This window comes from Streptomyces sp. NPDC052721, assembly GCF_040678315.1.
Classification (GTDB): domain Bacteria; phylum Actinomycetota; class Actinomycetes; order Streptomycetales; family Streptomycetaceae; genus Streptomyces.
The window spans coordinates 16,060-33,636 of record NZ_JBFATL010000050.1 but is presented as its reverse complement, the minus strand read 5'-3'; the positions used below and the strand labels follow the sequence as shown (position 1 = coordinate 33,636).

17 protein-coding genes and 6 pseudogenes are annotated in these 17,577 nt (G+C 72.3%); 10 read left to right on the top strand and 13 right to left on the bottom strand.

The genetic code is table 11. The annotated features are described in order from the left end of the window. Positions 1-41: 41 nt before the first annotated feature. Together AB0L21_RS33950 and AB0L21_RS33945 are read right to left on the bottom strand one after the other, a co-directional pair. Positions 42-329 (bottom strand): helix-turn-helix domain-containing protein, encoded by a 288-nt coding sequence (locus AB0L21_RS33950; protein ID WP_365710290.1) that lies wholly within the window; start codon positions 327-329, stop codon positions 42-44. Positions 330-520: 191 nt separating this feature from the next. Continuing rightward, positions 521-1,411 (bottom strand): annotated as a pseudogene (locus tag AB0L21_RS33945) (arabinogalactan endo-1,4-beta-galactosidase); the annotation flags it as partial. Positions 1,412-1,683: 272 nt separating this feature from the next. Here AB0L21_RS33945 and AB0L21_RS33940 point away from each other — a divergent pair. Then, a complete protein-coding gene (locus AB0L21_RS33940; protein WP_365710292.1) occupies positions 1,684-2,034 on the top strand; it encodes a VOC family protein in 351 nt (116 codons plus the stop codon). A gap of 73 nt (positions 2,035-2,107) precedes the next feature. After that, on the top strand, positions 2,108-2,542 hold the full coding sequence (locus tag AB0L21_RS33935) for a MarR family transcriptional regulator (protein ID WP_365710294.1): 435 nt from the start codon (positions 2,108-2,110) through the stop codon (positions 2,540-2,542). 388 nt (positions 2,543-2,930) lie between these two features. On the opposite strand, the gene AB0L21_RS33930 is transcribed toward AB0L21_RS33935, so the two are convergent. Beyond that, positions 2,931-3,329, bottom strand: coding sequence for an SseB family protein (locus AB0L21_RS33930; RefSeq protein ID WP_030644112.1), 399 nt, complete (start codon positions 3,327-3,329; stop codon positions 2,931-2,933). A gap of 260 nt (positions 3,330-3,589) precedes the next feature. On the opposite strand from AB0L21_RS33930, the pseudogene AB0L21_RS33925 reads away from it, so the two are divergent. Further along, positions 3,590-3,858: pseudogene (locus AB0L21_RS33925) on the top strand (alpha-L-fucosidase); the annotation flags it as partial. 332 nt (positions 3,859-4,190) lie between these two features. Here AB0L21_RS33925 and AB0L21_RS33920 read toward each other — a convergent pair. The 4 genes from AB0L21_RS33920 to AB0L21_RS33905 all read right to left on the bottom strand — a co-directional run bounded on the left by AB0L21_RS33920 (position 4,191) and on the right by AB0L21_RS33905 (position 6,710). Further along, a complete protein-coding gene (locus tag AB0L21_RS33920) occupies positions 4,191-4,778 on the bottom strand; it encodes an isochorismatase family protein (protein WP_365788154.1) in 588 nt (195 codons plus the stop codon). Further along, positions 4,775-6,304: a cytosine permease gene (locus AB0L21_RS33915; protein ID WP_365788153.1), complete on the bottom strand. Its 1,530-nt coding sequence runs from the start codon at positions 6,302-6,304 to the stop codon at positions 4,775-4,777. Before AB0L21_RS33915 ends, AB0L21_RS33920 begins: the two co-directional genes overlap by 4 nt. An 88-nt stretch (positions 6,305-6,392) precedes the next feature. Then, positions 6,393-6,539 (bottom strand): hypothetical protein, encoded by a 147-nt coding sequence (locus tag AB0L21_RS33910; protein WP_365788152.1) that lies wholly within the window; start codon positions 6,537-6,539, stop codon positions 6,393-6,395. Between the two features lie 15 nt (positions 6,540-6,554). Then, positions 6,555-6,710 (bottom strand): hypothetical protein, encoded by a 156-nt coding sequence (locus tag AB0L21_RS33905; protein WP_365788151.1) that lies wholly within the window; start codon positions 6,708-6,710, stop codon positions 6,555-6,557. A gap of 183 nt (positions 6,711-6,893) precedes the next feature. On the opposite strand from AB0L21_RS33905, the gene AB0L21_RS33900 reads away from it, so the two are divergent. Then, a complete protein-coding gene (locus AB0L21_RS33900; protein ID WP_014670942.1) occupies positions 6,894-7,088 on the top strand; it encodes a DUF2795 domain-containing protein in 195 nt (64 codons plus the stop codon). A gap of 59 nt (positions 7,089-7,147) precedes the next feature. Here AB0L21_RS33900 and AB0L21_RS33895 read toward each other — a convergent pair whose 3' ends face one another. After that, positions 7,148-8,863 carry a hypothetical protein gene (locus AB0L21_RS33895; RefSeq protein WP_365788150.1) on the bottom strand — a complete coding sequence of 572 codons (1,716 nt, stop codon included), beginning with the start codon at positions 8,861-8,863 and terminating at the stop codon, positions 7,148-7,150. 451 nt (positions 8,864-9,314) lie between these two features. Here AB0L21_RS33895 and AB0L21_RS33890 point away from each other — a divergent pair, with 451 nt between their 5' ends. Then, positions 9,315-10,160 (top strand): CAP domain-containing protein, encoded by an 846-nt coding sequence (locus AB0L21_RS33890; protein WP_365788149.1) that lies wholly within the window; start codon positions 9,315-9,317, stop codon positions 10,158-10,160. Here AB0L21_RS33890 and AB0L21_RS33885 read toward each other — a convergent pair. After that, positions 10,127-10,335, bottom strand: a pseudogene (locus AB0L21_RS33885) (MFS transporter); the annotation flags it as partial. The gene AB0L21_RS33890 and the pseudogene AB0L21_RS33885 sit on opposite strands and share 34 nt — an antisense overlap. On the opposite strand from AB0L21_RS33885, the pseudogene AB0L21_RS33880 reads away from it, so the two are divergent. After that, positions 10,334-10,647, top strand: a pseudogene (locus AB0L21_RS33880) (AraC family transcriptional regulator); the annotation flags it as partial. The pseudogenes AB0L21_RS33885 and AB0L21_RS33880 sit on opposite strands and share 2 nt — an antisense overlap. 7 nt (positions 10,648-10,654) lie before the next feature. On the opposite strand, the gene AB0L21_RS33875 reads toward AB0L21_RS33880, so the two are convergent. Further along, complete coding sequence (locus AB0L21_RS33875) at positions 10,655-12,649, bottom strand: sigma-70 family RNA polymerase sigma factor (protein WP_365788148.1); 1,995 nt, start codon at positions 12,647-12,649, stop codon at positions 10,655-10,657. Positions 12,650-12,814: 165 nt separating this feature from the next. Beyond that, positions 12,815-12,949: pseudogene (locus tag AB0L21_RS33870) on the bottom strand (transcriptional regulator); the annotation flags it as partial. On the opposite strand from AB0L21_RS33870, the pseudogene AB0L21_RS33865 reads away from it, so the two are divergent. Next, a pseudogene (locus tag AB0L21_RS33865) lies at positions 12,945-13,247 on the top strand (alpha/beta hydrolase); the annotation flags it as partial. The pseudogenes AB0L21_RS33870 and AB0L21_RS33865 sit on opposite strands and share 5 nt — an antisense overlap. A 33-nt stretch (positions 13,248-13,280) precedes the next feature. On the opposite strand, the gene AB0L21_RS33860 reads toward AB0L21_RS33865, so the two are convergent. Next, positions 13,281-13,862 (bottom strand): DUF4232 domain-containing protein, encoded by a 582-nt coding sequence (locus tag AB0L21_RS33860; protein WP_365788147.1) that lies wholly within the window; start codon positions 13,860-13,862, stop codon positions 13,281-13,283. A 341-nt stretch (positions 13,863-14,203) separates the two neighbouring features. Here AB0L21_RS33860 and AB0L21_RS33855 point away from each other — a divergent pair, with 341 nt between their 5' ends. Next, positions 14,204-15,277 (top strand): NAD(+)/NADH kinase, encoded by a 1,074-nt coding sequence (locus AB0L21_RS33855; RefSeq protein WP_365710310.1) that lies wholly within the window; start codon positions 14,204-14,206, stop codon positions 15,275-15,277. Between the two features lie 123 nt (positions 15,278-15,400). Further along, the gene (locus AB0L21_RS33850) at positions 15,401-15,901 is read left to right on the top strand and encodes a peptidylprolyl isomerase (RefSeq protein ID WP_365710312.1); all 501 of its coding nucleotides are present in this window, start codon (positions 15,401-15,403) and stop codon (positions 15,899-15,901) included. Positions 15,902-15,974: 73 nt separating this feature from the next. Here the strand turns inward: AB0L21_RS33850 and AB0L21_RS33845 are convergent, their stop codons facing one another. Next, positions 15,975-16,754, bottom strand: coding sequence for an alpha/beta fold hydrolase (locus AB0L21_RS33845; RefSeq protein WP_365788146.1), 780 nt, complete (start codon positions 16,752-16,754; stop codon positions 15,975-15,977). A gap of 138 nt (positions 16,755-16,892) precedes the next feature. Between AB0L21_RS33845 and AB0L21_RS33840 the strand changes: the two genes are divergently transcribed. Continuing rightward, entirely contained in the window at positions 16,893-17,570 is a 678-nt protein-coding gene (locus AB0L21_RS33840; RefSeq protein WP_365788145.1) for a PAS domain-containing protein, read from the top strand. Positions 17,571-17,577: the final 7 nt, after the last annotated feature.

The following is a 17,577-nucleotide window of genomic DNA, read 5'->3' as shown; positions in this document are numbered from 1 at the left end:
CCCTCGGTCGGTGCCCCTGCCGGCAGCCGCCCCGCCCCCCGTCACCAGCCCTTCTCGAACATCCGGGCCACCTCGGCGATGCGGATCTCGTCGCGCCGGTAGTGGGTGCGGCCGTGGATCCGGCGGGTGCGCAGGACGCCGAGGCGGGTGAGGAAGTCGAGGTGGGCGAGGGCGGTCCGGCGGGGCACGCCCAGCTTGGCGGCGACGGCCCGCGCGGTGACGCCGGTCTCGGCGGGGTCGCGGCGGCGCGGGGCCGGGAAGTGGGCCGACGGGTCCTTGAGCCAGTCGAGGATGGTCTGCCGCATGCGGCCCGAGGGAGTCCCCGTCATCCGTCCGCCCTCCCGTCCCCGGCCTCCTCGTACGCAGTCTGCCCACTGTGGCGCGGGCGACGCCGTCATGTCCGGGACTCGGCGGCCGTTGTCCGGTACCGAACGGCAGTGCGACCGAGGTGGGACGGTTCCGCACGGGAACACGGCGAGGGCCCGGCCGCCGCGCGCGACCGGGCCCGTGCACGGACGGTTCAGCGGTGACCGAACCACGTCATGGAGGAGAGCGCCTTGTCGTCGTAGCCGAACAGGGCCTGGTTCTCCCAGCCGTTGCCGGACGCGGCGTCCGCCGGGTCCCGGCCGTTGCCGGTGACGACGGTCCAGTGTGGCCTCCCAGGAGAAGACGCCGAGACCGCGGCCGTTCGGGACGGCCTCCACGATGCTCGCCACGTCGTTCATCCACCGGGTCTGGCCGGCCACGGTCGCCGGGTAGCCCAAGACCAGTTCGCCGGTGGTGTCGATCTGGTTGGTGAGCGCGTCGTCGCTGTCCAGCCGGAAGGGGTAGGCCGTCTCGGCGACGAACACCGGCTTGCCGTAGCGGGAGGCCGCGTCGTCCAGCGTGCTCCGGAAGTCGGAGAGCGGGCCGTGCCAGTAGCCGTAGTACGACAGGCCGATCGCGTCGAACTTGACGCCGTTCGCGACCGCGTTGTCGAACCACCACTCGGTGCCGGCCTTCTCCCCGCCCTTGGCCAGGTGCAGCGCGACCGTGGTGGACGTGTTGACCGCCTTGACGGCGTCATAGCCCGAGTTGATCAACCCGGCGAGCCGGCTCCAGTTGTCCGTGGGTCCCTCGGACCACAGCATGCCGCCATTGATCTCATTGCCCACCTGGACCATGTCGGCGGTGGTGCCTTGAGCCTTCAAGGCGTTCAACACGTCGTACGTGTGGTTGTACACGTCCGTCTTGAGCTGACTGTACGTATGGCCCGCCCACGCGGCCGGCTTGTTCTGCCGGCCCGGGTCCGCCCAGCTGTCGGAGTAGTGGAAGTCCACCAGCAGCTTCATGCCCTGCGCCTTGACGCGCTTGGCGGTCGTGAGGACGGCGCCTTGTCGTTGAAGCCGTCGGCCGGTTTCACCCAGACTTCGTCCTCCGTCACACGGCGGACGCCTGGGTCGGCAGATGCGGACGTCCGGCGCGCCCCCTGCCGGCCGTCCTCGCGCTCGCCGGTGTCGTGATCGCTCTCCTGGCGCGCTCGTCCCCGCCCGCCGGGCGGCCCGTCTCACCGTCGCCGAGTGCCGCACAACGAGTGACGCGGCAAGCGGTCAGGATCGGAGAAGCCGCGGCGGGCTCCCCGGTCCTAGCGTGAGAGCACCGACGAGGAACCGTCGGGTCCCGCATCTCGAAGGAGTGAGCACCATGACCGCCGGCCTGCAGACGATCATCTACCCGGTGAAGGACCTGGACCGCGCCAAGGCCCTGTTCGGCGCGCTGCTGGGTGTCGAGCCGTACGCGGACGAGCCGTACTACGTCGGCTTCAAGGCCGCCGGCCAGGACGTCGGCCTCGACCCGAACGGGCACGCCAAGGGCATGACCGGGCCGGTGCCGTACTGGCACGTGACGGACCTGCGGGAGCGGCTCGCGGCGCTGCTGGCGGCGGGCGCCGAGCTGCTCCATGACGCGCAGGACGTCGGCGGCGGCCGGCTGATCGCGTTCGTCAAGGACCCTGACGGCAACCTCGTGGGGCTGCTGCAGGACCCGGCGGCCTGACATCCCTACGGCCTCTGCGCACAGCACTAGTTGCACACTCAACGATTGGCCGGATCGGTGCTACCGTGCCGGTATGGCAGGCACGACGGCCGAGACCCGGCTCGAAGAACGCTGGCGGGACATCCTCGCGGTGCACGCGCGCACGATGTGCGAGATCGACCGCGCCCTGCATCCGCACGGGCTCGGCGCCAGCGACTTCGAGGTGCTGGACATCCTGGCGACGGAGTCGCCCCGGCAGGGTGACCAGTGCCGGGTGCAGAACCTGGTCGGCCGGGTGCATCTCAGCCAGAGCGCGCTGTCCCGGCTCATCGGCCGGCTGGAGAAGGACGGCCTGGTGGAGCGCTCGGTGTGCGCGGAGGACCGGCGCGGGGTGTGGGTCGCGCTCACCCCCAAGGGCCGAGCACTGCACGCCCAGGTGCTGCCGGTGCAGCGGGCGGTCCTGCGGCGGATGCTGGCCGGGCAGGAAGGCCGGCAGCGCCGGACCCACCCTGGAGAACCGGCCGCCTAGACGGTGGTGTCGTCGCGCGCCGGGATGCCGGGACAGCGCGGCCAAGGAGCCCTGCGGACCCCGGTGACCGGCACGACGGCCCATGGCGGCCTGCCCGGGGCGCCATGGGCCGACGCAGGGCGCGTACACGAGCACCGCGCCGGTGGCCAGGTCCGCGATGCGGTACGCCGGCCGTCACCCGTGGTCCCGGGGCGGGGGCCGGACCGCAGGGCTCGGGGGGCGGCGAGCCGCGTCCGCAGGTCGGGGGATACGTGTCTTCCCGCCCGAAGGGCCGGTGACCACCGGCGACGGGGAGAACTTCCGGCCGTGAGCCGCGCACGCTTGCGCGCGCGGCTGCGCGCGGTCTGTGGTCGCGGGCCGGGCTTTCGCGCCCCTCAGGGGCGTCGGATCACCGGACCAGCAGGGTGCGCACCCCCTGTGAGGTGAGGGTCAGCCCGTGCGCGGAGCTGCCGTCGATGGCCAGGGAGAGGTCCCCCTCGGGCCACTGGGCGGCGAGCGCGCCGAGCGGGATCAGGCGGTAGCGCGAGACGAACGGCAGCAGCTCGGCCATCTCGCCCTCCGTGGTGAACACCGGGACGACCGGGTCGCCCCCGGGCTGTTCCAGGACGGGCAGGGCCACCGTCGAGGCGTCGGCGCCCTCACCGTCCACCGCGTCGTCCGGTACAGGGACGAGCACGTCACTGTGGGCGAGGGTGTCCAGGGCGGCCTGGTCCTCGGCGTTCTCGGCCAGCGCGTCGAGTGCCTGCTGGGCCGGCGTCGGCTGGGCGTCGTGTGCGGGTGTCTCCATGGCTGATCCCCAGGTAGCGGCGGTGGTACGGGCCGTCCGGGCGGGCTGGTGCCCGGACGGGCTCCCGCCTCGCGTACCCGGTGGGGTGCCCGGCATGCGTGGGGATCGGCGGGAGGTCCGGTGACGAGGAGGTGGACCGGGCGGCGCGCGCACCATGCCAGGTGGACCGGGCGGCGCGTCCCCGATGAGCAGCCGAGCGCGGAACGACCAGAACCGCTGATCGCCACCCACGTCCGCGCGCCCCGCTCCGGCGTGGCCGCATGCCGATGCAACCCTGGTTCCGCGACGCCAGGCTGGGAATCTTCGTCCACTGGGGATCTACGCGGTGGACGGAGTCCCTGAGTCCTGGTCCTCCTACACCGGTCAGGTGCCCCACGACCCGTACATGAGGCAGTTGGACGGCTTCACGGCGGCCCGCTACGACCGGCGCGCGTGTGCGGACCTGTTTCGGTGCCCGCTACGCCGTGCTCACCGCCCGGCACCACGACGGCGTGGCCCTGTGGACACCGCCCACGGCGCGCTCAACGTGGTACGGCGGACGTCCCGCCGAGACGGTGTCGGTGCGCCGGGCTGCGCAACCGGGTCCGCCGGGTGCCGTGCTCGGCACGGGCGCCGAGCTGGGCCACCGGGTCACCGGCGGGCCGCACGACGTACCGGGCGTGACCTGGCTCGACGCGCCGGCGCCGGGCGACGTGGACGAGTACGCCACGGTGCTCGCCGTGGAACTCGACGGGCAGCCGGACCTCTACCGGGTACGGGGCGCACCTGGGTGTGCTGTCCCGCCGAACCGCCCGGCGAGGGAGTGCTCGCCTGGCGGCCGGTCACCCGCCGGGGGCCGCGGGTGCTTGGGCGGGACGCCGGTCAGGGCCCGGCCTCCGCGAGCAGGTCGTCGACGGTGGTGACCCGGACCAGCGGCCGGTACAGCTCCATGATCTGCAGGGCCTTGACGTGGGAGTCGTCGTCCACGCCGGCGCAGGCGTCCGCCACGACCAGCACCTCCGCGCCGGCGTCCGCGGCGGCGAGGGCGGTGGAGAGCACGCAGCAGTCGGTGCTCACGCCGGCCAGCACCAGGCGGCCGTCCGGGCCGGTGCAGGCGGCGAGTTCGGGGGTCCATTTGCCGAAGGTGGTGGCGTCCATGACGTGGTCCGCGAGGCCGGCGAACTCGTCGGTCAGCGCCCACAGTCCGGCGTCCGGGGGCCGGCGGGCGAAGGGCCACTGGTCGTAGTAGGCGCGCCAGGCGCCGGCCGGCCGCTCCGGGGCCAGGAAGCGGGTGAAGGTGACGCGGCCGGCGAAGGCCGGCAGCAGGGCGCGTACGCCGGCTGCCGCGTCGGCGTACCGGGGGGTGGCCCAGGGGCTCGCCGGGTCGGCGAAGACGCGCTGCATGTCGATGACGGCGAGATGTCCGGGGCTCGTGCGAGGTGCCCGGGCGCCGGGGTGTCCGGCGCTCATGGGTTCAGCACCCCTTCGTCGAGCGCCGGGCTCGGCTCCCGGGCCTCCTGGGAACGGACCCGGGGCCGGCCCGCCAGCAGCGTGCCGAGGAAGGCGAGGGCCAGGGCGATGAGGACGCCCAGGTTGGCGTAGGCCCAGGCACCGGTCCTGCCACCGAGGCCGAACGGCTCCAGCAGATAGCCCTGCCAGCTCAGCCAGTGTGCGGCGCTGTTGGTGACCAGGCCCCAGCCGACGGCCGTGGCGGCGAGGGTGAGGACCAGCGGGCGGAGGGGGATGTCGCCGTAGCGGCCGTGCGGGCGGAACAGGTCGCCGTCGTCGTAGTCGCGGCGGCGCAGCGCCAGGTCGGCGAGCATCACGCCGGCCCAGGCGGCGATGGGCACGCCGAGGGTGGTGAGGAAGCCCATGAACTGGGCGAGGAAGGTGTCGGCGAAGAACACGATGTAGATCGCGCCGGCGATCATCAGCACACCGTCGAACAACGCGGCCACATAGCGGGGCACCCGCAGGCCCGCGGAGAGCAGGGCCAGGCCGGAGGAGTAGATGTCGAGGACGGCGCCGCCGACCAGGCCGAGGACGGCGACCAGGGCGAACGGCACCAGGAACCAGGTCGGCAGGAGCGTGGCCAGCGCGCCGATCGGGTCGGCCGCGATGGCCTGGCTCAGCTCCGCGGAGGAACCGGCCAGCAGCAGGCCGAAGACCAGCAGGACGAGGGGGGCCAGGGAGGCGCCGAAGGCGGTCCAGCCGATCACGCCCCGGCTGGAGGACTCGCGGGGCAGGTAGCGGGAGTAGTCGGCGGCGGCGTTGACCCAGCCGAGGCCGAAGCCGGTCATCATGAACACCAGCGCGCCGATGAACTGCTGCGCCGAGCCCGCCGGGACGGCGCCGACCGTACTCCAGTGGATGTGGTCGGCGACGAGGATGACGTAGACGATCGTGAGCAGGCCCGTGATCGCGGTGATCCAGGTCTGCAGCCGCATGATCAGGTCGAAGCCCATCACCCCGCCGACGACGGTCAGCGCGGCCACCACCATGAGGGCGACGGCCTTGGTCTCGGTGCCGCCGCCCCAGCCGAGGCTGGCGAAGACGGTCGCGGTGGCCATCGTGGCGAGCGCGGTGAGGGCGGTCTCCCAGCCCACGGTGAGCATCCAGGAGATCACGGACGGCAGCCGGTTGCCGCGCACGCCGTAGGCGGCCCGGCTGAGCACCATGGTGGGGGCCGAGCCGCGCTTCCCGGCGACCGCGATGAAGCCGCAGAGCAGGAACGAGACGGCGATGCCGAGCACGCCGGACACGAGGGCCTGCCAGAAGGAGATGCCGAAGCCGAACGCGAAGGCGCCGTAGCTGAGCCCGAGGACGGACACATTGGCCCCGAACCAGGGCCAGAACAGGGAGCGCGGGGTGCCCCGGCGCTCCGAGTCCGCGATCACGTCGAGCCCGTGCGTCTCCAACTGGAGGGGACGGCCGGTGGCGCCGCCGTCGAGAGGGCCGGTGGCGCCGCCGTCGAGAGGGTCGTGCGGATGTGTCATCGCCGAGCCACCTGCCCTACCTGTCCAGACGTGTTCGATCACGCTAGGTCTGCCCTCGGGGGCGTCGAGGCAAGCCCGGTTCAACCGGTCAGCGGCCGGACTCCTCCTGGATCGGGGTCTTCGGCTCCTCCCGCAGATGCCGGGAGGGTCCCGGCTTGCCGCCCTGCCGTGCCTGTTCCGCCCGCTGGGTGGCATGGGTGCGCGTGCAGACCTCGTGGACGCTGGTGTGTGCCATGCCCAGGAAGCCTCCCTACGCGTCGTCGGTCTCGTCCGTGGTCGCGTCGGCGTTCTCGTCGGCGGGGTCCGCTCCTTCCGCCTGTGACGGAGTGGTGCGGGGCGGCTGTTCGGCCTCGGGGGCGCCCGGCTCCGGTTCGCCCTCGGCCTGGGAAGGGGTGTTCTCGCTCATCGGATGCTCTCGGTCCTCTCACACGGGGGGCGTTGTCACGGAGCCCCGGGTACCCGTGCGACGCGGGACCCATCACCCGCGGAATCTCTGAATCCGCTTCGGTCGGATGGGTACCTGACCAGTCCGGCGCAGCATGCGGCGCCGGTCCGATGATCCTGAACCAACTCACCGCCTGGAGGAGCCATGGCGGGTATCACCCCACCTGACCTGCAGAAAGCCCTGTCGGGCGCGGACTACCCGGCCACTTCCGACCAGCTTCGGAAGGTCGCCGAGAACAACCACGCCCCCAAGGAGATCACCGAACGGATCTCTCACCTCGGGAAGAAGAAGTTCGAGAACCCCGCCGAGGTCAGCAAGGCCGTCTTCCAGAACGAGTGACGGCGACCGGACAGGGGTGCGCGGCGGCCGGAGGCATCTGCTCAGGCCGCCGCGCGTGGTCAGCGGGGGCCGGGACCGTCACCGGACCGCACGGTGGGCAGGGCGAGGGAGACCGGGCCGGGTGTTCCCGTGGCGCCCTTGCAGGAGTCGCGGCAGTCCTTCTCCAGGCTGCAGCACAGCGAGCAGACCGCACCCTGGTGGAAGGGGCAGGCGGCCATGTCCGGCCGCTCGAAGCCGGTCGCGCAGACCGAGCAGGTCAGGACGGCGGCCGAGGGCAGACCGTCCGCGCCGAGCAGCGGCTCGGACAGGTCGTCGGTGCGGGCGATGTAGTAGCGGCCCCGGGTGAGCACCGCGAACAGCGGCGAGAGCACCATGGCCAGGAACAGCGCGATGAACGGCGAGAACGCCCTGCCGTACGCGCCGAAGGCCTCGAAGTACGCGGCGATGGAGACCGCCGAGGCGATCAGCATCGAGCCGAAGCCGACCGGGTTGAAGTGGTAGAGGTGCGCCCGCTTGAACTCGATGTACGACGGGCTCAGACCGAGCGGCTTGTTGACGACCAGGTCGGCGACGACGGCGCCGATCCACGCGATGGCCACGTTGGAGTAGAAGCCGAGGACGGTGTTGAGGAAGCCGAAGACACCGCCCTCCATCAGGGCGAGCGCTATGCCGACGTTGAGGAAGATGTAGACGACCCGGCCGGGGTGACGGTGTGTCAGCCGGGAGAAGAAGTTCGACCAGGACAGGGAACCGGAGTACGCGTTCGTCGAGTTGATCTTTACCTGGGAGAGGATGACGAAGAAGGTGGCCAGGCCCAGGGCGACCGGCGCGGCGAACGTCCCGAACCCGTGGACGTACTGCTGGATCGGCTCGTTGGCCTTGCCGAGCCCCACGCTGCCGGCGATGTAGAAGGCCAGGAAGGCGCCGCCGATCTGCTTCAGCGCCCCGAGGACCACCCAGCCGGGGCCGGCGCCGAGCACCGCGGCCCACCAACGCCTGCCGTTCTCCGGGGTCTTGTCGGGCATGAAGCGCAGATAGTCGACCTGCTCCCCGATCTGCGCGATCAGCGACAGCGCGACGCCCGCGCCCGCCCCGACACCGAGCACGCCGATCGTCGAGCCGGTGGGCGAGTCGCCCGCGAAGTGCGTGAACTCCGAGAACTTTCCGGGCTCCTGGATCGCGATGGACACGAACGGGGCCACCATCAGCACCAGCCACACCGGCTGGGTCCACACCTGCATCTTCGACAGGGCGGTCATGCCGTGGACGACGAGCGGCAGGATGACCAGGGAGCAGATGACGTAGCCGACAGCGAGCGGGATGTGCAGGCCCAGTTCCAGCGCCTGCGCCATGATGGAGCCTTCGAGGGCGAAGAAGATGAAGGTGAAGCTCGCGTAGATCACCGAGGTGAGCGTCGAGCCGAGATATCCGAAGCCCGCGCCCCGGGTCAGCAGGTCCATGTCGATGGAGTACTTCGCCGAGTAGTACGAGATCGGGATGCCGGTGAGGAAGATGACCAGCGCGGCCGTCAGGATCGCCACCAGGGCGCTGGAGAAGCCGTGCGAGACGGCGATCGAGCCGCCGATGGCGAAGTCCGCGAGGTAGGCGATACCGCCGAGGGCCGTGGTGGCGACGACGTACGGCGACCAGCGGCGGAAGGACTTGGGCGCGTAGCGCAGCGAGTAGTCCTCCAGCGTGTCGTTCTGTGTCCAGCCGTTGTACGTACGACCGCCGGGCGGGGCCGGTGGCGCTTGGGTGTCGACGATCTCCGTCACGGCGCTCCCCTTTGCCTGCGCTGCGCCCGGACGGCCCGGGGCAGTGCAGGAAGGTTCGTGCCGCGGTATTGCCCGGCTGTTTCGCCGTCTTTACAAGACGGCGACCTGGCGAGAGGTGACATCCGTCACAGCGGGGCCGACGACTAAGCGGTGCGGATAGTAGACGCCACTCCCGCGACATATGGGATTTGTCCGGCTTGCCGTAGCCGCGCGTCACGGTTCGAGCCATGGCACGCGCGCCGCACGGCACCTCGCCGCATTGTCAGCCGCAACGCGCTTCTGACGATCCGACAGCGTTGCGCAAACATCGCGGTTGCGAAGTCTGCATCTCTCGGCCCGCCTGGCAAGGGCCGCGCAGGTCTACGAGGCAAGGTAGTAGAAACGCCCTTTGCACTCGGCGTGAAGCCGTCTTGAGAATGAGCGCTCCGCGATCACCGAGTGAGGTTGACGTATGGGCCAGCACCGCAAGACCAAGCACTACCGGCGAATAGTCGTCACCGCCGCCGCCATCGGCGCCGTGGGCGTGCCATCCGTCGCCCTGGCCTGTTCCGAGTGGCCGTACGGAACGGACGACCCGGCGCAGACCACCGCGACGAGCGCACCCGTGGGGCAGTGGCAGTACACGCCCCGAGATCACGACAGCAACGGCTACGCCACCGCAGCGCCGCTGACCATCGCGCCGGAGATCAGCGTGCCGCCCACGCCCCGGGCCACCACGCATCCGACGACCCGGCCCAGCACGCCTTGGCACGCCAAGAAGAACGCGCCTTCGCACAAGTCGCACAAGAAGAAGGCCGTGGCCCACAAGGTCAGGCGGACCACCGCGCCCAGCACGCCCCAGGCCACCGCCCCCGCCGCCAGCGCCCCCGCCTCCGCGGCCCCCGCCGCGCCGAGCAGCCCGGCGCCCACCGCCACGGCCTCCGGGGTCACCGCCGAGATCGTGCGGCTCGTGAACGCCGAGCGTGCCAAGGCCGGTTGTCAGCCCCTGACCCTGAACTCGACGCTGACCAAGGCCGCGCAGGCCCACAGCGACGACATGGCGGCCCACCAGAACATGTCGCACACGGGATCCGACGGCTCGTCCCCGGGCGACCGCATCACACGGGCCGGCTACACCTGGAGCAGCTACGGCGAGAACGTCGCCTACGGCTACAGCACGGCGCAGCAGGTCATGGCGGGCTGGATGACCAGCCCGGGTCACCGGGCCAACATCCTCAACTGCGGGTTCAAGGAGATCGGCGTCGGTCTCGCGCAGCCCGGCAGCTACTGGACCCAGGACTTCGGCACGGCCCGCTGAGCGTCGGCGGGCGGCGCGGCGGCCCGTCCGGGCCCCGCGGGTTCGGGGAGCGTGCGGAACAGCAGCCGGCTCGACGCCGGCATCCGGACCTGCGGGGCCAGCCGATGCTGACGGTCAGACCAAGGGTGATGCCGCCCGCGGTGCCGACCCGTGAGGGCAGGTAGTCCTGGCCGAGGGCGCGGCTGCGCGTGGTATTGCCGGACCAGCTGCGCTCTCGCCCCAGCAGCCGCTGCACCTGCCGGCGCCCGCGTCACCCGTGCTGCGCGCGCTGTGCGACATCCTGCGCGCCGATCGCCCGACGGCCGCACCCTGGCCGAGCCGGCCGGGAGGTCAGGGCGAGCGACCGTACGCTGTCTGGTCCTGCCGGCCGAGGACACGCCGGTGACCGCCGTGGCGCACCGGTGCGGCTGGTCCTCGGCCGGCGCGTTCAGGCGACCTCTTCGGGCGCGCCTTCAGTCACACGCCGGGCAGCGCTCCCCGCTCCTGACCGGGGCTCAGAGCTTGGCACCGAAGGCCTGGGTCCACCAGGGGCCGCCCGAGCCGTCGTGGACGCCGACGCCGATGTTCTTGAACGCGCAGTTGAGGATGTTGGCGCGGTGGCCGGGGCTGTTCATCCAGGAGTCCATCACCGCCTGCGGGGTCTGCTGGCCCTTCGCGATGTTCTCGCCGTACGTGGACCAGCGGTAGCCCGCCGCGGTGATGCGCTCGCCGGGGCCGTCGCCGTCCGGGTCGGCGTGGTCGAAGAAGCCGCGTGCGGCCATGTCGTCGGAGTGGCCCTGGGCGGCGGTGTCCAGTCGGGGGTCCTCGGTGACCGGGCCGCATCCGGCGGCAGCGCGCTCCTGGTTCACCAGCGCGACCACCTGGGCCACCGTGCCGGTGGGCGCCGGCTGCGCCGGCGCGGTACGGGAGGCGCGCGGAGTCGTGGGCGCGGCCGGCTCGGCCTGGGGAGTGGTGCTCTTGCGCGTGGGGCGGGGGCTCGTGGAGGCGCTCGGCTTCTTCTTCGCGGGGGACGGGGACGGCGACGGCGACGCGGATGCCGAGGGCGACGAGGAGGTCTCGACGGCGCTGGGTTCCGCGAGGTCCACGACGGGGGCGCCGGCGGTCTGCGCTGCGGTCGCCTCCCTGGTGTCCGCCGGTCCGGAGTCGGTGCCGAAGTACCACAGGCCGCCGCCGGCCACACAGGCCGCCACCACGGCACCCCCGACGGCCCGGCGCCGGACCCGCCGCCGTCGCCGCGCTTCGCCGCGCCCGCTCGTACGACGCCGAGAGGCCCGCAGTCCGACGGGGTCACCGGGGCGGCCACCGCCGACGCCGGGTCCGGCGGCGCCAGGGCCGGACCCGGCGGTGCCAGGGGCCGACTCGACGGTGCCCAGGTCCGACTCGACGGTACCCGGGTCCGCTCCGAGGGCCGCGTGATCCGACCCGGCGGCGGCGCCCTGCCCCGTTCCCATGGCCCCATGGCCCGACCCGACAGTCCCGTGATCCGAACCGACGGCGGTCCCCTGACCCGACCCCCCGACGCCATGATCCGCCCTGGCGGCGCCCTGTCCCGATCCCGTGGCCCCGTGGCCGCCCCACCCGACCGTGCCCTGGTCCGGCCCGGCGGCGCCGTAACCCGACCCGTCTACGCCCGCGTTCGTGTCGGGGCCCAGGTGGGTCGGCTGAGGGGCGGCTCCAGTGGTCGCGGTCAGGGTGGCCGTCGCCGACCGTGTCGTCGTGAGGAGCGTCGACGACACCGCGACCAGCGCCAGTCCGGCCAGCAGTCCCTCCGCGGGCATCAGGCCGCTCCACAGGCCGCCGCAGCGCGGGCACTCGCGGGCGTGCCGGGCTATTCGCTTGCGCCAGAGGGCGGAGGGCAGGCCGTCCCAGGAGGCCAGTACGGCGCGCAGTTCGTCGCAGGCGGGCCGCGTGTCCAGCGCCCGTACCACCACCCGGGCCGCCTCCAGCCGCGCCTTCATCCGCTGCACGCGGACCGCCGTGTGCTGCGGCGACACCCCGAGGGCCGCGGCGACCTCGGCCCGGGTCAGTTCACCGGCGCACTCCAGCCACCACAGCGAGAGCACTTCCCGGTCGTCCGGCTCCAGCCAGCGCGTGGCGCGCGCGGTCTCCTGGCGCTGGCCGGACAGCTGGAGCCGGACGATGGTCAGGTCCACGAAGTCGGCGCCGGGGTCGGCGACGTCGCCGGTCTCCTCCACGGCGCCCGGGGCGAGTCGACGGTCCTGCCAGTGCGCCCGGACCCGGTTCATCGCGATGGCCACGAGCCAGGAGCGGAAGTTCTCGGGGGTCCGCAGGTCGCCGAGCGAGCCGAGGGCCCGGAGCATGGTCTCTTGGACCACGTCGTCGACGTCGACCGAACCGTTCAGGGCCCGCCCCACGATGTTGTAGACCAGCGGGAGGTAGGCGCTGACCAGGGCGTCCTGGGCCGCCGGGTCTCCCGCTCGGGCGGCGTTCACCAGTGCCGCCGCATCCACCGTGTGCTGTGTCCTCATCAGAGCTTCCCTGTCCTCGACGCCGAACGATGCTGTCCGTTACCTGGGAGACCGCTCGGTGCGGTGCCGATAACAGTTCTTCGGAAAATCGTTCGACGGGAGACTCACAGGAGCGGCACGACGGCCGCAAGGGAGGAGATCACACCCCGGGGGACCCCGGCCGGTTCACGCCGCCTGATCGCCGGTCAGCTCGTTCGCCGGGTCGACCTCGGCCATGTGCTCCTCTGCCCGGTTCCGGACGGCGGCGAGGACGGTTTCGAGGGACAGGCCGAGTTCGGTGAGCCGGTAGTGCACGCCGGGCGTCCGTGCCGAGTTCGTCCGCGCGTACACCGGGACCGAGGCGCTGCGGGCCGCGTTCGGCGCGTGCCGGGCCCCGCCCGCCGGCGCCCGGCAGATTCGTCAGGCCGTGGCCGGCGCCCGCCTCACCGTCCCCGCGCTGACGATCGGCGCCCGCCCGGTGGGCCGGGCACTGGAACGCCAACTGCGGCCGTACGCCGACTGGTTGACGGGACACCTGATCCCGGACTGCGGCCACGTCATCCCGCCGGACCGTCCGGACGCGCTGCTGGGCCTGTTGGAGCCGTTCCTCGACGCGGACGACGGTACGGTCAGCGGGCGGACGAGAGAGCGCTCAGGAGGGGCGCGTCGCCGACACCGCCGTCACCGTGACCTTGTTGTCGCACTCGGCGATCTCCCCGTCCGCCAGGGCGACTTGGTGCTTTCCCGCGCCGGGCAGGCCGACCACCAGGGTCGGGAACACGGAGGGCGTGGCGCCTGAGACGCAGTACCCCTCCGCCTCGCCCTGCACCTGGACGAAGGTCAGCTTCACCCATGCCTTGCCGCCCGGCGCGACCCGTACCGGGGCCGCGATGCCCTTGCGGGTCACCTTCAGCGGGAGGGAGCGCTCGGGGGAGCCGTTGCCGGCCACGGCCACCGCCGGATGACCCCGCAGCACGCACGCCCGCGCGGAGACGTTGGTGAACTGGACGATCGCCGCTCCGGTGCCCGTGCCCGGGGGCCGGTGGGCGGCCTGGTACGCCGTCGCCTCCAGCGCCTCCGGCGTGCAGGCCGGGGCCCTGGCAGCAGGAGCCGTGGCGGCCGGGGCCGCCTCCGCCGAGGTGGCGCTCGCCGTCTGGACGGCCGCCGGGGACAGGGTGGCGGCGATCGCGGCCAGGGCCGCCGCTGTGACGCGGGTGCTGTGTCGGTTGTGCATGGGATTCCCCCGGTTGTCTGCGGTACGTGGTCGGGGCGTCCGCCGCGGCGCCGGTGCCCATCGGCACGGGCGCGGCGCCGGTACTCACCGGCACGGACCGGACGCCGGGACACCGGGTTCCCCGGTGCGTCCGCCGTCACACGCGCGGCGGAGGTGCACGGAACCTCGCGGAGGTACACGGAAAGCGGAGGAGGCGCACGGAAAGCCGGATGCCTGGGTCGGCGCCGGACGTGCGCGGACAGTCGCGCGGCCGGCTCCGGCGGCGTGGCGTGCGCCGGGCCGGCGCGGTCCGCGGTGAGGATGACGCTCGGTACGAACCGGCTGGGAGGCGGTGTGCGGGTATGACGGTGAACCGTGTCGGCCTGGTCGTGCACGGCGGGCGCGCCGAGGCGGCGACCGCCGCGCGGGCCGTGCGCGCGTGGTGCGACGAGCACGCGGTGGGATGTGCGGACATCGACGTGTGGCAGGAGGGCGCGCGGCACAACGCCCGCGAGGAGGTCGACAGCGCCGGCGACCCGGACCTGATCGTCACCCTGGGCGGCGACGGCACGTTCCTGCGCGGTGCGCGGCTCGCGGCCGAGAACGACGCCCTGGTGCTCGGTGTCGACCTCGGCAGGGTCGGTTTCCTCACGGAGGTCCCCGCGACAGCGGTGCGGGACGCGCTGGACGCCGTACGCGAGGAGCGGATCAACGTCGAGAGCCGCATGCTCCTCACCCTGCGGGCGTCGTGCCGGCTGGAGGTGCCCGCGCAGATGGAGGCGCTGCTGCGGTACGGCAGGGGGCCGCTGCTGCCGCCGCCGCAGGTGCGCGGGGAGTGCGAGGTGGGCAGTGACTGGGGTGTCGCCCTGAACGTCACCGCGCTGAACGACGTGGTCCTGGAGAAGCTGGCCCGGGACCGGCAGGTGTCGGTCGGGGTCTATCTGGCCGGCCGGCTGCTCGCCTCCTACTCGGCCGACGCCCTCCTGGTGGCCACGCCCACCGGGTCCACGGCCTACAGCTTCGCCGCGGGCGGTCCGGTGGTCTCGCCGCGCGCGGACGCCCTGGTGTTCACGCCGGTCGCGCCGCACATGGTGTTCAACCGTTCGGTGGTGGCCGCACCGGACGAGCCCATCGCGCTGCGGGTGCTGGAACGGTCGGGCCAGGCCGCGGTGAGCATCGACGGCCAGCTGCGCGGGGTGCTGAGCCCCGGCGACTGGATCGGCGTGTACGCCGCCCCGCGCCGGCTCAAGGCGGTCCGGCTCGGTCCGACGGACTTCTACGGCCGGCTGCGTCAGCGCATGAACCTCACCGACGCACCGGCCGCGCTCGCCGACGGGGAGGCCGCTCCGCTGTGGCCGGTGACGACGCCGCCGCCGGGCGATCTGGCCCATCTGGCCCTGCCCCCGGGCCCCGGCGACGCACCCCGGCTGTCCTGAGGAGATAACCCGGACGGATGGCCGTTCGAACCACGGGGTGCTGCGGCGCGGTCCATGTGCCCTGTGGTCGTATATTCCGTACCGTAGGCGTGGGCAAGCCCCACCGGAATGAGGAGATTTTTGATGTCGACAGTCGAGCTGAACACCAACTTCGGCCGGATCGTGCTGGAACTGAACGACGCCGAGGCGCCCAAGACCGTCGAGAACTTCCTGTCGTATGTGCGCAGCGGCCACTACGACGGCACGATTTTCCATCGGGTAATTAACGGCTTTATGATCCAGGGTGGCGGTTTCACCCCGGACATGGACCAGAAGCCCACTCAGGCGCCGATTCAGAATGAGGCCGACAACGGCCTGAAGAACGACAACTACACCGTGGCGATGGCGCGGACGAACGACCCGCACTCCGCGACTGCCCAGTTCTTCATCAACGTTTCGGACAACGCCTTCCTCAACTACTCGGCGAAGAGCCCGACCGGCTGGGGCTACGCCGTGTTCGGCAAGGTCACCGAGGGCCGGGATGTCGTCGACTCCATCAAGGCCGTCAAGACGGGCAGCCGTCACGGCCACCAGGACGTCCCCACCGAGTCCGTGGTCATCGAGTCCGCCAGGGTTCTCGGCTGACGCACACCCCCCGCGGGGCGGCACCGGACCACCGGTGCCGCCCCGCACTGCTCGGTGGGTCCCGGCCGCGGGCTCAGGCAACCGCTCCGCTGCCGGGACCCAGTCGCCGTAGCGTCGCCTCGATCCGGGCCACCACGGCCTGCTGCTGCGCCACCAGGTAGAAGTGGCCTCCGGGGTACACGTGCAGCTCGAACGGGCCGTCGGTCTCCTGGTCCCAGGTCCGGGCCTCGTCGGGCGTCACCCGGGGGTCGGCGTCGCCGGTCAGCACGACGAAGGGGCACTTCGACCGCGGTCCCGGGGCGCGCTGGTACGTCTCCACCGCACGGTAGTCGGCCCGCAGCGCGGGCAGGATCATCTCCAGCAACTCCTTGTCCTGGAACAGGGCGGTGTCGGTGCCCTCCAGCTTGCGGACCTCGTCGATCAGCCGTGCGTCGCCGCCCTTGTGGACGGTCTCGATCCGGTGGACGGACGGGCCCCTGCGGCCGGAGAGGAAGACCACCGCGGGAGGCCGCCCGGCGGACTCCAGGAGCCGGGCCAGCTCGAACCCGACCAAGGCGCCCATGCTGTGCCCGAACAGCGCGAGGGGCGTGTCGTCCTCCTCGTCCAGCGCGCGGAACACCCCTTGGGCGAGTTCCTGGACGGACTCCGCCGGGGTTTCCGCGAGACGGTCCTGACGGCCGGGGTACTGCGCCGCGAGCACGTCCACCGCGGGCGACAGCGCCTTGGAGACGGGGAAGCAGAAGCTCGCGGAGCCGCCGGCGTGCGGCAGGAAGAGCAGCCTGGGCGCGCCCGGTGTCGCCTGGTGGAAGCCGCGCAGCCACAACCGGCGTGCCGCGCTGGAGCGGTCGGTCATGTGTCCCCCTCGGTGGAACGGAAGGCAGGTGCCGCCCTCGGCCCCTTCATCCGATCACGAGTGATCGCGGTTGACCCACCGCACCTCCCTCTTTAGGCTCAAAGTCCAGAGATAGACGACAAGTCTACGGAGGATGGCGTGGCACGGGGCGGCACGGACGAGGACAGCGCGGACAAGGACAGCGCGGACAAGGACAGCGCGGACGAGCACCTCATCCGGGAGGCCGAGAAGATCGCCGTCGCGCTGGGCCGCATGTTCCCCGGTCTGTGCGAGGTGGTGCTGCACGACCTGCGGGATCCGGACCACGCGATCCGCGCGATCGAGAACAACCTGTCGGATCGTCAGGTGGGCGACTCCGCCACCGAGTTGGGCCTGGCCCGCATCGCCGATCCGCAGTACCCCAGCGTCATCCAGAACTATCCCAACCAGTTCCCCGACGGCCGCCCGGCGAAGAGCACCTCCATCGGCATCAAGAACACCGCCGGCGAGTACATCGCGGCACTGTGCCTGAACCTCGACGTGTCCGTCCTGTCCCCGGTCACCCTGGCCTTGTCCAACCTCGTGGCCACGGACACCGAGCACCGCGACCACCCGCTGGAGACCTTGCGGGACCGCACCGCGCGCGAGCTGCGCCAGGCGGTGGAAGCCCGGGCCGCCGAGCGCGCCGCCACGCCCCGCTCGCTGAGCCGGGAGGACAAGAAGGCACTCGTACGACAGCTGCAACGGGACGGCTACTTCGACTCGCGCGACGCCGCGCAGACCATCGCGGACCTGCTCGGCGTGTCCCGGGCCACGGTCTACAACTACGCGAAGTGAGAGGTCA